The 13,488-nt window shown below is 70.4% G+C and carries 13 protein-coding genes; 7 read left to right on the top strand and 6 right to left on the bottom strand.

What is annotated here, in order from left to right:
- Positions 1–53: 53 nt before the first annotated feature.
- The 5 genes from ACFY6U_RS15975 (at position 54) to thpD (ending at position 4,557) form a co-directional block, all read left to right on the top strand.
- Positions 54–1,154 (top strand): pyridoxal-phosphate-dependent aminotransferase family protein, encoded by a 1,101-nt coding sequence (locus ACFY6U_RS15975; RefSeq protein WP_390038484.1) that lies wholly within the window; start codon positions 54–56, stop codon positions 1,152–1,154.
- A gap of 287 nt (positions 1,155–1,441) precedes the next feature.
- Complete coding sequence (gene ectA, locus ACFY6U_RS15970) at positions 1,442–1,957, top strand: diaminobutyrate acetyltransferase (protein WP_351496110.1); 516 nt, start codon at positions 1,442–1,444, stop codon at positions 1,955–1,957.
- 11 nt (positions 1,958–1,968) lie between these two features.
- Positions 1,969–3,240 (top strand): diaminobutyrate--2-oxoglutarate transaminase, encoded by a 1,272-nt coding sequence (gene ectB, locus ACFY6U_RS15965; RefSeq protein WP_390038482.1) that lies wholly within the window; start codon positions 1,969–1,971, stop codon positions 3,238–3,240.
- A gap of 28 nt (positions 3,241–3,268) precedes the next feature.
- Entirely contained in the window at positions 3,269–3,667 is a 399-nt protein-coding gene (locus ACFY6U_RS15960; RefSeq protein ID WP_351496114.1) for an ectoine synthase, read from the top strand.
- A 2-nt stretch (positions 3,668–3,669) separates the two neighbouring features.
- Positions 3,670–4,557, top strand: a complete 888-nt coding sequence (gene thpD / locus ACFY6U_RS15955) for an ectoine hydroxylase (protein ID WP_390038480.1) — start codon at positions 3,670–3,672, stop codon at positions 4,555–4,557.
- A 71-nt stretch (positions 4,558–4,628) separates the two neighbouring features.
- Here thpD and ACFY6U_RS15950 read toward each other — a convergent pair whose 3' ends face one another.
- The 5 genes from ACFY6U_RS15950 to ACFY6U_RS15930 all read right to left on the bottom strand — a co-directional run bounded on the left by ACFY6U_RS15950 (position 4,629) and on the right by ACFY6U_RS15930 (position 9,398).
- Complete coding sequence (locus ACFY6U_RS15950) at positions 4,629–5,690, bottom strand: aminotransferase class V-fold PLP-dependent enzyme (protein WP_390038478.1); 1,062 nt, start codon at positions 5,688–5,690, stop codon at positions 4,629–4,631.
- A 99-nt stretch (positions 5,691–5,789) separates the two neighbouring features.
- Complete coding sequence (locus ACFY6U_RS15945; RefSeq protein WP_390038476.1) at positions 5,790–6,506, bottom strand: DsbA family oxidoreductase; 717 nt, start codon at positions 6,504–6,506, stop codon at positions 5,790–5,792.
- A gap of 60 nt (positions 6,507–6,566) precedes the next feature.
- Entirely contained in the window at positions 6,567–7,070 is a 504-nt protein-coding gene (locus ACFY6U_RS15940; RefSeq protein WP_390038474.1) for a GNAT family N-acetyltransferase, read from the bottom strand.
- A gap of 86 nt (positions 7,071–7,156) precedes the next feature.
- Complete coding sequence (locus ACFY6U_RS15935) at positions 7,157–7,765, bottom strand: DUF1349 domain-containing protein (RefSeq protein WP_390038472.1); 609 nt, start codon at positions 7,763–7,765, stop codon at positions 7,157–7,159.
- A gap of 103 nt (positions 7,766–7,868) precedes the next feature.
- Complete coding sequence (locus ACFY6U_RS15930) at positions 7,869–9,398, bottom strand: aldehyde dehydrogenase (NADP(+)) (protein WP_390038470.1); 1,530 nt, start codon at positions 9,396–9,398, stop codon at positions 7,869–7,871.
- Between the two features lie 157 nt (positions 9,399–9,555).
- On the opposite strand from ACFY6U_RS15930, the gene ACFY6U_RS15925 reads away from it, so the two are divergent.
- Together ACFY6U_RS15925 and ACFY6U_RS15920 are read left to right on the top strand one after the other, a co-directional pair.
- Positions 9,556–10,329: an IclR family transcriptional regulator gene (locus ACFY6U_RS15925; protein WP_234539677.1), complete on the top strand. Its 774-nt coding sequence runs from the start codon at positions 9,556–9,558 to the stop codon at positions 10,327–10,329.
- 85 nt (positions 10,330–10,414) lie between these two features.
- Positions 10,415–11,875, top strand: a complete 1,461-nt coding sequence (locus ACFY6U_RS15920) for a peptidoglycan D,D-transpeptidase FtsI family protein (RefSeq protein WP_390038468.1) — start codon at positions 10,415–10,417, stop codon at positions 11,873–11,875.
- Positions 11,876–11,977: 102 nt separating this feature from the next.
- Here ACFY6U_RS15920 and ACFY6U_RS15915 read toward each other — a convergent pair whose 3' ends face one another.
- A complete protein-coding gene (locus tag ACFY6U_RS15915) occupies positions 11,978–13,429 on the bottom strand; it encodes an NCS2 family permease (RefSeq protein WP_390038466.1) in 1,452 nt (483 codons plus the stop codon).
- Between the last annotated feature and the right edge of the window lie 59 nt (positions 13,430–13,488).

Raw genomic sequence — 13,488 nt, 5'->3', positions numbered from 1 at the left:
CGCTCGTCTTGATCTGCCCCGTACGCCCCTCCATGAGCGAAGAGAGCACTGTCGTGACCCACCCCTTCCTCGACCTGCCCCCGCTGACCGCCGCCCGCTTCGCCGCGATCGAGGACCGGGTGGCCCGGTTGCTGGACACCCGTCAGGACGTCGTGATCATGCAGGGCGAGGCACTGCTGCCCCTGGAGGGCGCGATCAGGGCGACGGCGGGGCCGGGGACGACCGCGCTGAACGTGATCACCGGCCCGTACGGGCAGACGTTCGGGAACTGGCTGCGGGACTGCGGCGCGACGGTGATCGACCTCTCCGTGCCGTTCCACACGGCGGTGACGGCCGCGCAGATCCGGGAGGCCTTCGCCGAGCACCCGGAGATCGACTTCGTCTCCCTGGTGCACGCGGAGGCGGCGACCGGCAACACCAACCCGGTCGCGGAGATCGGCGAGGCGGTACGGGCCCACGGCGCCCTCTTCTACCTGGACGCGGTCGCCTCGGTCGGCGCCGAGCCGGTGCTGCCCGACGCGTGGGGCGTGGACCTGTGCGTGATCGGGGCCCAGAAGGCGATGGGCGGCCCGGCCGGCGTCTCGGCGGTGTCGGTGAGCGCGCGGGCGTGGGCCCGGATGGCGGCGAACCCGAGCGCCCCGCGCCGCTCCTACCTCTCCCTGCTGGACTGGAAGGAGCGCTGGGTCGACGGCGGCCGCAAGGTGCTGCTGCACGCGCCGGCGCAGCTGGAGATGCTGGCGCTGGAGGCGTGCGTCGAGCGGATCGAGGCGGACGGCCCGGAGACCGTGATGGCCCGGCACCGTACGTCCGCGCTGGCCACCCGGGCCGGGGCGGTGGCCCTCGGCGGCGGCCTGGAGCCGTACGTGTACGCCGAGTCGGACGCGGCACCGGTCGCCACGACGTTGCGGGTGCCGGCGGGTGTGGTGGCGTCGGAACTGGTCGCCGAGGCCCTGGCGGGCGACGGCACCCTGCCGCTGGCCGCGGGCGGGGGCGCCCTGGCCGGGGAGATGATCCGGGTCAACCACTACGGGGTGGACGCGACGGCCGGCGCCGTCCGGTCGAGCCTGGCGGCGATCGGCGCGGGGCTGGCGAAGCGGGGGCTGACGGTGGACCCGGAGGGCGCCCGGCGGGCGGTCGGTTCCGCCTGGCGGTAGCGGGGCGGCCGGCCTCGGGAGCGTATAGACGGAGTTACCGGCGCCTGAATTCAAGGAAATCTCGAATTCCTTTTCAGTGGATGGCTTACCCGAGTTCTTCTGCCCGCTTTTTGCGCAGCTAAACAGGGGGAATTTCGTCCGGGTTTCAACCCTGTGACACACTCCACACAGCCGGGCAATTTGCCCGATTTGTAGCAGGACATATCATGACATAGCGCCAGTCCGGATTCAGCCACCACCGACACCCGCCGTGCGTTTTTGCATTTGCCTCGCTAAATTCAATTCGCATGACTGCCCCACAAGCAGACCTGATCGTCGACCGTCCGCTGGTGACCGACGGTGCCGCTCTCTGGCGTATCGCCAAGGATTCCGGAAGCCTCGATCTCAACTCCTCGTACAGCTATCTGCTGTGGTGCCGGGATTTCGCCGGCACCTCGGCGGTGGCGCGTGGCGCGGACGGCGAGCCCGTCGGGTTCGTGACCGGGTACACCCGGCCGGACCGGCCGGACACGCTGCTCGTCTGGCAGGTGGCCGTGGACGCCGCGCAGCGCGGGCGCGGCATCGCGGCGCGACTGCTGGACGGGCTCACGGCGCAGGTGGCCGCCGACCGGCCGCTCACCGCCGTCGAGACCACCATCACCCCCGGCAACACCGCCTCCGAGCGCCTGTTCACCTCGTACGCCGCCCGGCACGGCGCCGTCGTCGAGCGCTCGGTGCTGTTCGAGGCCGGTGAGTTCCCCGACGGTCCGCACGACCCCGAAGTCCTGTACCGCATCGGCCCCTTGACCCCCACATCGCACTGAGGAGCCCCGCCGTGACCATCATCCAGCCCGACCTCGGCGTCTTCGAGACCCTGGAGTCCGAGGTTCGCAGCTACTGCCGCGGTTGGCCGACCGTGTTCGACCGGGCGCGGGACAGCCGCATGTACGACGAGGACGGCCACGAGTACCTGGACTTCTTCGCCGGCGCCGGATCACTCAACTACGGCCACAACAACCCCGTACTGAAACGGGCGCTGCTCGACTACCTGGAACGGGACGGCGTCACCCACGGCCTCGACATGTCGACGGTGGCCAAACGGTCGTTCCTGCAGACCTTCCAGGACCTGGTGCTGCGGCCGCGCGAGCTGCCGTACAAGGTCATGTTCCCGGGGCCGACGGGGACGAACGCCGTCGAGTCGGCGCTCAAACTCGCCCGGAAGGTGAAGGGGCGCGAGGCGATCGTGTCGTTCACCAACGCCTTCCACGGGATGTCCCTCGGCTCGCTCGCCGTCACCGGCAACGCCTTCAAGCGGGCCGGGGCCGGGATCCCGCTGGTGCACGGGACGCCGATGCCGTTCGACAACTACTTCGACGGGACCGTGCCGGACTTCCTCTGGTTCGAGCGGCTGTTGGCCGACCAGGGGTCGGGGCTCAACAAGCCGGCCGCGGTGATCGTGGAGACCGTGCAGGGCGAGGGCGGCATCAACGTCGCGCGGCCCGAGTGGCTGCGCGCCCTCAAGGCGCTCTGCGAGCGGCAGGACATGCTGCTGATCGTCGACGACATCCAGATGGGCTGCGGCCGCACCGGCGCCTTCTTCTCCTTCGAGGAGGCGGGCATCGTCCCGGACATCGTCACCGTGTCCAAGTCCATCAGCGGGTACGGGCTGCCGATGTCGCTGTGCCTGTTCCGGCCCGAGCTGGACGTGTGGGAGCCGGGCGAGCACAACGGCACCTTCCGCGGCAACAACCCCGCCTTCGTCACCGCGACCGCTGCCCTGGAGAGCTACTGGGCCGACGGCCCGGCGATGGAGAAGCAGACCCGGACCAAGGGCGAGCAGGTCGAGCAGGGGCTCATCGCGATCGTCGAGGAGAACCTCGCCGACGTGCGGGAGTACCGGGGGCGGGGCCTGGTGTGGGGCCTGGAGTTCCACGACAAGGAGCGGGCCGGGCGGATCGCCAGGCGCGCCTTCGAACTCGGGCTGCTCATCGAGACGTCGGGGCCGGAGAGCGAGGTCGTCAAGCTGCTGCCCGCCCTGACCGTCACCCCGGCGGAACTGGACGAGGGGCTGAGCATCCTCGCCCGGGCCGTCCGGGAAACCATCTGAAACACCAGCTAGGAGGCATCGCAGAACCGTGATCGTCCGTTCGTTCAAGGAGATCGAAGGCACCGACCGCCATGTGAAGGCCGCGTCCGGGACCTGGGAGAGCAAACGCATCGTCCTCGCCAAGGAGCGGGTCGGCTTCTCGGTCCACGAGACGATCCTCTACGCGGGCACCGAGACGTCGATGTGGTACGCCAACCACATCGAGGCCGTCGTCTGCGTCGAGGGCGAGGCCGAGCTGACCGACCGCGAGACCGGGACGTCGTACACGATCACGCCCGGCACCATGTACCTCCTCGACGGGCACGAGCGGCACACGCTGCGCGTCAAGGAGGACTTCCGCTGCATCTGCGTGTTCAACCCGCCGGTCACCGGCCGGGAGGACCACGACGAGAACGGCGTCTATCCCCTGCTGACGGAGGAGGGCTGACCATGACCACGATCACCGACCTCTACCCGAGCCGCGGCCCCGTCGAGGTCTCGGTCCCCCGCAAGGACCCCGTCGTCTGGTCGGCACCCGGCGCGCCCGGACCGATCGCCACGGACCGGCTGGAGGCGTTCGAGCGCGACGGCTTCCTCACCGTCGACCAGCTCATCGGGGACGACGAGGTCGCCGTCTACCAGCGGGAGCTGGAGCGGCTGATCACCGACCCGGCGATCCGGGCCGACGAACGCTCCATCGTGGAGCCGAAGTCCAAGGAGATCCGGTCCGTCTTCGAGGTGCACCGGATCAGCGAGGTGTTCGCGAACCTGGTGCACGACGAGCGGGTGGTCGGCCGGGCCCGGCAGATCCTCGGCTCGGACGTGTACGTCCACCAGTCCCGGATCAACGTCAAGCCCGGGTTCGGCGCCAGCGGCTTCTACTGGCACTCGGACTTCGAGACCTGGCACGCCGAGGACGGCCTGCCGAACATGCGCACGGTGTCCGTCTCGATCGCCCTGACCGAGAACCACGACACCAACGGCGGCCTCATGATCATGCCGGGCTCGCACCGGACGTTCCTGGGCTGCGCCGGCGCCACGCCCGAGGACAACTACAAGAAGTCGCTGCAGATGCAGGACGCGGGCACGCCCTCCGACGAGGCCCTGACGGAACTGGCCTCGCGGCACGGCATCAGGCTGTTCACCGGCAGGGCCGGGTCGGCGACCTGGTTCGACTGCAACTGCATGCACGGCAGCGGGGACAACATCACGCCGTTCCCGCGCAGCAACGTCTTCATCGTGTTCAACAGCGTGGAGAACACGGCGGTGGAACCGTTCGCGGCGCCGGTGCGCAGGCCCGAGTTCATCGGGGCGCGGGACTTCACGCCGATCCGCTGAGCGCGTCGTTCGCCGCGGGGGCCGCCACGTCGGACGTGGCGGCCCCCGGGGCGTTTCACCGTGCCCCCAGGTCAGCCCGCGAGGGCGCCGAGCAGGCGGTCCACGTCCGCCGGCGTGTTGAAGAGGTGGAAGGCCGCGCGCAGGTTGCCGGACCGGTTGGAGACCTCGATGCCGTCCCGGCTCAGTTCGGGCTGGCGGGCGCCGAGCCCGGGGACCGAGACGATCGCCGAGCCGGGGGCGGGCACCGGCTCGTGCCCGAGGGCCGCGAGCCCGGCGCGGAACCGGTCGGCGAGGCCCACGTCGTGGGCGTGCACGGCGGGCACGCCGAGTTCCTCGATCAGGCCGAGCGAGCGGCGCAGGCCGGCGAACGTGAACAGGGCGTGGGTGAGGTCGAACCGCCGTGCGGAGTGGGCGAGTTCGGCGACCGGGCCGTAACAGCTGTCCCACGGCTCCTCGCCCGCGACCCACCCGGCGAGCAGCGGGGTCAGGCCGCCGAAGTCCTCGGGGAGCACGAGGAAGGCCACGCCGTGCGGGCCGAGCAGCCACTTGAAGGAGACGGTCGCGGTGAAGTCGAACGCGTCGGCGTCCATCGGCAGCCAGCCGGCGGCCTGGGAGAAGTCGACGTAGGTGCGGGTCCCGTGCGCGCGGGCGGCCTCGCGGAGCGCGGGCAGGTCGGCGAGCCGGCCGTCCGCCGACTGGACCGCGCTGACCGCGACGAGGGCGGTGTCCGGACGCACGGACTCGGCGATGCGCTCCAGCGGCACCGCGCGGACCTTCAGGTCGCCGCGGACGTGGAACGGGTTCAGTACGGAGGTGAAGTCGTCCTCGGCGGTCAGGACTTCGGCGCCGGCCGGCAGCGAGGCGGCGATCACGCCGGAGTGCGCGGCGACCGAGGCGCCCGCCGCGACCCGGGTCGCCGGGACGCCGGCGAGCCGGGCATAGGCGGCCCGGCACGCCTCCACGTCCTCGTAGAGCGAGGTCAGGGGCCGGCCCTCGGCCCGCAGCAGGGCCGCCCGGTGCAGGGCGGCCACGGTACGGGCGGGCAGCAGGCTGTTGCTGGCGGTGTTGAGGTAGGTGGTCTTCGGGGCGAACTCGGCGCGGACGAGGCTCTCGAACGTCTCCGTGGTCTCCATGCGTCCACTCTGCGGTCCGGGGAACCCCCCGTCCATTGCGGATTTTTACGTGGATCCGCTAAGCGACGCTTATACGACGCCCCTGACCTGCACCTTCTCTCAGTTCTGCGGCACCGCGCACCCGTCCGGCCCACAGGCCTCCGCGCCACCCTCGTCGATCAGCTTCAGCGGGGAACGCGCACCCCAGGCCTGGCTGAGCGCCTGCGTGAACACCTCGGCGGGCTGCGCCCCGGAGACCCCGTACTTCCGGTCGAGGACGAAGAACGGCACCCCGTTCGCGCCGAGCTCGGCGGCCTCGCGCTCGTCGGCGCGGACCTCGTCGGCGTAGCGGGACGGGTCGGCGAGCACCGCGCGCACGGCCGCCGTGTCCAGCCCGGCCTCCACGGCCAGCTCCACGAGCCGGTCCTCGCCCTCGCTGAAGACGGACCGCTCCTCGGCGAAGTTCGCCCGGTACAGGATCTGGATCAGCTCGTCCTGGCGGCCCTGCTCCTTGGCGAAGTGCAGCAGCCGGTGCATGTCGAAGGTGTTGCCGTGGTCGCGCCCCCGGGTCCGGTACTCGAGCCCCTCGGCGGCGGCCTGCGCGCCCAGGTTCTCCTCGCCCGCCTGGGCCTGGGCCTCGCTCATGCCGTACTTCTTGCTGAGCATGGCGAGCACCGGCTGGACGTCGTCCTTGGCGCGGCCAGGGTCCAGTTCGAAGGAGCGGTGCACGACCTCGACGTCGTCACGGTGCGGGAAGGCGGCGAGCGCCTTCTCGAAGCGCGCCTTTCCGACATAGCACCAGGGGCAAGCGATATCGGACCAGATCTCGACGCGCATGTGGGTTCTCCAGGTAGCGACAACGGCTCTACAACTACCTGAACCTTCAAACAACCCGTTTCATTCCCCGCCCACCGCGTACCGCAGGTACAGGTGGTGGTCCCCCTCGGCCGGCGGGTTCTCCGGGTCCGGCACCCAGCCCTGGCGGGCGTAGAAGGCCTGGGCCCGCCGGTTGTCGACGTGCACGTCCAGCACGGCGGTCCGCCTGCCGTCGGCCCGCCACTGCTCCACACAGGCGGTGTGCAGGGCGGTACCGACACCGGCCCGCCAGCGCTCGGGGTCGACGTGGAACTGGAACAGCTTGACCGTTTCGGCAGCGGCGCCCTCCGGGGGGCGGAAGGAGGCGACCCCGATGATCGTCCCCCCTTCCACCACGCACAGCACCTGCCCGTCCGGCCGTTCGACGGCCCCGCGCCAGGCGGCCGTCCAGTCGGCGCCGTCGTCCGGCAGGCCGTCCGGGTAGTACGTCGACCGGGCCCGGTGGTGCAGTGCGGCGATGGTCTCCGCCTCGGCGGACAGGGCCGTACGGATCACCCGGGGCCCTTTCACGTGGTCACTGATCATGCAACTGAGGACGCGGGGGGAGTCACCTCGGTTCTGCAGCGCCCCGTAAGGGGCGCCCCTCGGGTCGTTCGCGGAGAGCCTCGTGATCAGCTGCCGTCGCGCAGGTCGGCCGGCCAGTCGAGCCTGAACTCGATGTGGTCGTACGTCACCACACACCCCTCCCCCATCGGCGACTGGGTCATGAAGCCGACCAGCGCGCCCTCCGTCTCCTTCTCGCCGCCCAGGGTGAAGAGCCGGACGAAGACCCACTTCTTCCCGTCCCGGGAGGCGTGGAAGGCGAACGCGCGGCCGGTCCGGCTGATCCGCAGCCAGACCGAACTGCCCTCCACCGTGAAGGCGTTGGCGTCGTCCGAGTGGCCCCGGGTGACGACCGTGCAGACGGTGGGCACGTCCGGGGAGTTCTCCAGACAGAGCTTGGCCCAGGCCCGGTCGCCGACGTGGACGTACAGCACACCGGCGTCGAAGGCGGCACCGAACCCGACGGTGACCCGCGCGATCAGCTGGAAGTCCCCTTCGGGTGCCCCCAGCAGCCGGGGCGCGTCCGAGGCGGGATCCAGCGCCTCCCCGGTCGGTGGCACGAACCGATCCTGCCGGGCCCCGGCCCACCCGGTGAGCACCCCGTCCTCATGGAACCAGTGCCCGTCGGGCCCGTAGGTACGGAGAAGAAAAGGAAGTTCGGGAAGTTCGACGTCCATGGTCGGATTGTGTCAGGTGCACGCGCCCCGGAGGGGCGCGGGGAACTGCGCGAGCGACCAGGGACAACCCGCAGCCGCCGAACCACCCCACGCCCCCACTGCGCTACCGCTCCAGAACCCCGTTGAACCGCCGAGGAAGCCCCAGCGGGTTCTCGTCCCGCAGCTCCGGCGGCAGCAACGCAGCGGGCGCCCCCTGATAGGCCACCGGCCGCAGCCACCGCTCGATGGCCGTACCGCCCACGGAAGTCGACGTGGACGTGGTGGCCGGGTAGGGCCCGCCGTGATGCTGGGCCGGGGCCACGGCGACCCCCGTCGGCCAGCCGTTGACCAGCACGCGTCCCGCCAGCGGCGTCAGCTCCGCCAGGATCTCCGCCCCCAGCCCCTCCCCCGCGGCCTCCTCGGCGGAGACGTGCACCGTCGCCGTGAGGTTCCCCGGCAGCCGCGACAGCACCGCCGTCGCCTCGCCCCGGTCCTCGTAGCGGACCACCACGGTCACCGGCCCGAAGCACTCCTCCAGGAGCAGGTCGTACGCCCCGGCCTCGGCCAGCCTGCCCGCGGGCACCGTCAGGAACCCGGCGCTCACGGTGTGCTCGCCGCCCGCCCCCGGTGTCACCGGGCTCTCCACGTCGGGGAGTCCGGCGCGCTCGGCGACCCCGGCGACGAAGTTGTCCCGCATCCGGTGGTCGAGCAGCACGCCCGCGTCGGTGTTGCTGACCGCGTCGGTGAGGGACTTGACCAGGCCGTCACCTGCGGCGCCGGCGGGCACCAGCACCAGGCCCGGCTTCACGCAGAACTGCCCGACGCCCAGCGTCATCGAGCCGGCGAGCCCGGTGCCGATCTCCTCGGCCCGCTCGGTGGCCGCGGCCTCGGTGACGAGAACCGGGTTCAGGGAGCCCAGTTCGCCGTGGAAGGGGATCGGCACCGGACGCGCGGCGGCCGCGTCGAAGAGCGCACGCCCGCCCCGGACGGACCCGGTGAAGCCCGCGGCGGCGATCAGCGGGTGCCTGATCAGCTCGATGCCGGCCTCGAAGCCGTGCACGAGACCGACCACGGCCTCGGGGATGCCGTGCCCGGCGGCGGCCCGGCGCAGCACCTTGGCGACCAGTTCGGACAGGGCCGGGTGGTCGGGGTGGGCCTTGACGACGACCGGGTTCCCGGCGGCCAGCGCGCTCGCGGTGTCGCCGCCGGCGACGGAGAAGGCGAAGGGGAAGTTGGAGGCCGAGTAGACGGCGACGACACCCAGCGGGACCTTGTAGCGGCGCAGGTCCGGAACGGGCGGGGTGGCGGTGGCGTCGGGGTGGTTGATGATGACGTCGAGGAAGGCGCCCTCGTCGACGATGTCGGCGAAGGCCCGCAGCTGATAGGCGGTGCGGGCGAGTTCACCGGTCAGCCGGACGGGACCGAGCGCGGTCTCCGCGTCGGCGGCCTCCACCAGCCGGTCCTTGGCCGCCTCGAGTCCGGCGGCGGCCGAGCGCAGGAAGGCCGCGCGGACCGTGCGGTCGGCGAGGGAGCCACGGGCCGCGTGCGCGGCCGTGACGACGGCGTCGACCTCCTCGGCTGTGGCCTCCACCGCAACCTGTTCACGCTGCTTCCCGGTGCGCGGGTCGACGCTCCAGACTGGTGCTGCTGCCACCGCGGGTCCCTCCATGAGTTGCGTTCTGCCGCAGTACCCGGGTCATATCCGGGTCATTCACCAGGGACGTTCGATATACTGAACGTTGTCTCTGATGATGAATATGCTGTTGGAGACTATAACCTCGGTTTCTCGTCCAACGAAGGGGTCAAGGGCGATGTCGGCAGGCGAGACAGGCGGCGGGGCACAGGTCAAGTCCGCGGTTCGGACCGTGGAATTGCTGGAGTACTTCGCGGGCCGGCCCGGTATGCACTCCCTCGCGGCCGTCCAGGAGGCCGTCGGGTATCCCAAGTCCAGCCTCTACATGTTGCTGCGCACCCTGGTGGAGCTGGGCTGGGTGGAGACGGACGCGACCGGCACCCGGTACGGCATCGGGGTACGGGCCCTGCTGGTCGGCACGTCGTACATCGACGGCGACGAGGTGGTCGCGGCGGCCCGCCCGACCCTTGACCGGCTCTCCGACGACACCACGGAGACCATCCACCTGGCGCGCCTCGACGGCACGAACGTGGTCTACCTGGCCACCCGCCAGTCCCAGCACTACCTGCGCCCCTTCACCCGGGTCGGCCGCCGCCTGCCCGCGCACTCCACCTCGCTCGGCAAGGCGCTGCTCGCCACCCACACCGACGAGCAGGTCCGCAAGCTGCTGCCGGAGACCCTGCCGGCGCTGACCGAGCACACCATCACCGACCGCGAGAAGCTCATCGAGGAGCTGCGCCAGATCCGCGAGCAGGGCTTCGCGATCGACCGCGAGGAGAACACGCTGGGGCTGCGCTGCTTCGGCGTGGCGATCCCCTACCGCACCCCGGCGCGCGACGCGATCAGCTGCTCGGTCCCGGTGGCCCGCCTCACCCCCGCCCACGAACAGATGATCAAGGACGCCCTGTTCGACGCCCGGGACCGCCTGACACTGGCCACGCGGCGGCTCTAGGTTTCCGGCCCCCCGCATGAGCGGCCGATGAGAATTCGGTCGTACGGGAACGAGGACCCCGCTTTCGATCGTCTGTCTGAGCGGAATGAACAAGACGATCAGGCGGGCGTCCGTCTTCGCGCTGCTGCTCGTGGTCACTCTGCTGGTCAGGGCGACATGGGTGCAGTTCTACGACGGTCAGGCCCTCGCGGACGACACAGACAACCGGCGCAATGCGATCGAGACGTACTCGCAGCCGCTCGGGAACATCATCGTGGCCGGTGAGTCGATCACCGGCTCGGCACAGACCCTGAGCAACAGCGACCTCAAGTACAAGCGCACCTACACGAACGGCAAGCTGTACGCGGCGGTGACGGGCTACGCCTCGCAGGCCTACGCCCCGACCCTGCTGGAAGGCGTTTACCAGGACCTGCTCAACGGCACCGACAGCCGGCTCAAGACGGTGATGGACACGGTCACCGACCAGCGCGCCGAACCGGGCAACGTGATCACGACGATCGACCCGGCCGTCCAGAAGGCGGCGTACCAGGCCCTCGGCGGCAAGAAGGGCGGGGCGGTCGCGATCGACCCGAAGACCGGCAAGATCCTCGCGGTTGTGTCGACCCCGTCGTACGACCCCTCCGCGCTCACCGACGCGAACACCGCCGGTACGGCCTGGAAGAAGCTGAACGCCGACAGCGACAAACCGCTCACCAACCGGGCGCTGCGCCAGCCCCTGCCGCCCGGCTCGACGTTCAAGCTGGTGGTCGCGGCGGCCGCCCTGGAGGACGGTCTCTACGCGAACGTCGACGCCAAGACCGACAGCCCCAACCCCTACACCCTGCCCGGCACGACGACCCCGCTGAGGAACGAGAGCACCTCGGCGCCCTGCGAGGACGCCTCCATCCGCACCGCCCTGCGCTACTCCTGCAACAACGTCTTCGGCAAGATGGCCGTCGACCTCGGCCAGGACAAGGTCAGGGCGATGGCCGAGAAGTTCGGCTTCAACGACGCCAAGCAGGACGTGCCGGTGCGCACCTACGCCAGTGTCTACCCGTCGGACATGGACAAGGCCCAGACCGGCCTCTCCGGCATCGGTCAGTTCGACGTCACGGCGACCCCGCTCCAGATGGCCATGGTGTCGGCCGCCATAGCCAACGGCGGCAAGCTGGTCTCGCCGCATATGGTCTCGCAGATCACCGACAGCGGCGGCGACGTGCTGAAGAACTACGACGACGACACGAGCAGCAACGAGATCGTCAGCTCCTCGACCGCGGAGCAGCTCCAGTCCGCGATGCAGACGGTCGTCGAGGAGGGCACGGGCACGAACGCGAAGATCGACGGCGTGACGGTGGGCGGCAAGACGGGCACGGCCCAGCACGGCGAGAACAACAGCAAGACGCCGTACGCCTGGTTCACGTCGTTCGGCAAGTCCGACAGCACCGGCAAGGAGGTCGCGGTGGCGGTCCTGGTCGAGCAGTCGGACGCGGCCCGGTCGGAGGTCAGCGGCAACGGGCTGGCGGCGCCTGTGGCCAAGGCCATGATGGAAGCGGCGTTGAAGAACTAGGGGGTTCCCTGCGCGATCGGCCGCGGGTTTCGTCGTGGCCGGTCGCGCAGTTCCTCCCGCAGCCTTCGGCCGGGGGGACCCCCGGCGCCCCTTCGGGGCGCTTCACTTCACGCCGAGCACCTGCTCCACCGGATCGATCGCGAAGTACACCAGGAACAGCGCGGACACCGCCCACAGCAGCCAGTTGACCTCCTTCGCCTTCCCCAGCACCGCCTTGATCACGACGTACGCCAGGAACCCCGCCCCGATGCCGTCGGTGATGGAGTAGGTGAACGGCATCGCGGCGATCGTCAGGAACGCCGGGATCGCGATCTCGTACTTGTCCCAGTCGATGTGCTTGACGTGGGTCATCATCAGGAAGCCCACGGCGATCAGCGCGGGCGCCGCCGCCTGGAGCGGGACGATCGTCAGCAGCGGCGTGAGGAAGAGGGCGAGACCGAACAGGCCGCCGGTGATCAGGTTGGCGAAGCCGGTGCGGGCCCCCTCCCCCACCCCCGCCGCCGACTCGATGTACGCCGTGTTGGAGGAGGCCGAGCCGAGGCCGCCGGCCACCGCCGCCGCGCCGTCGATGAACAGCACCCGCCCGATGCCCGGCACCTGCCCCTGCTCGTCGAGCAGCCCGGCCTCCGCGCTGATGCCGACGATCGTGCCCATGGCGTCGAAGAAGTCGGACAGGATCAGGGTGAAGACGAGCAGCACGGCGGTGAGGACACCGGCCTTGCCGAAGCCGCCGAACAGGCTGAAGTGACCGATGAGCCCGAAGTCGGGCGTGCCCACGACCTTGTCGGGGATCTTCGGCGTGGTCAGGCCCCAGCTCTTGATGTCGGCGGCGGAGTTGATGACGATCGCCACCAGGGTCATCGTGACGATGCTGATCAGGATCGCGCCCTTCACCTTCCGCGCGACCAGCGCGATGGTCAGGAGCACGCCAATACAGAAGACGAGCACGGGCCAGCCGGTGAGCCGCCCGACGGCACCCAGCTGCACCGGCACGGTGGTGTCCGCTGCGTCCGGGATCCGGCTGACGAAGCCCGCGTCGACGAAGCCGATGAAGGCGATGAACAGGCCGATGCCGACGCCGATCGCCTGCTTCAGCTGCTGCGGGATGGCGTTCATGATGGCCTCGCGCAGACCGGTCAGGACCAGCACGCAGATCAGCAGTCCTTCGAGGACGACCAGGCCCATCGCGTCGGACCAGCTCATCAGCGGCGCCAGCTGGAAGGCCACGACGGCGTTGAGGCCGAGGCCGGCCGCGATGGCGAGCGGCAGGTTGCCGCCGACGCCCATGATGATCGTCATCACACAGGCCACCAGCGCGGTGGCGGTGACGAGTTGGCCGGTGTCGAGGGTGTGGCCGAACTTGTCCTTGGCGCTGCCGAGGATGATGGGGTTCAGGACAAGGATGTAGGCCATGGTGAAGAACGTGGCGAAGCCGCCGCGTATCTCCCGGCCGAAGGTGGATCCCCGTTCGGAGATCCTGAAGAACCGGTCGACGCCGTTCCCGGCAGGTGGCGCGGCTCCTTGCGGCCGGGCCGCCTTCTGCGTCTCGGACATGGTCGAACTCCTCGTCCCCTGAGCGTGCGTGTGCGGATGCTGGCTGGATTGTTCCCGCG

Source organism: Streptomyces sp. NPDC013157 (assembly GCF_042899865.1).
Classification (GTDB): domain Bacteria; phylum Actinomycetota; class Actinomycetes; order Streptomycetales; family Streptomycetaceae; genus Streptomyces.
This window is presented reverse-complemented; position numbering and strand designations above follow the sequence as displayed.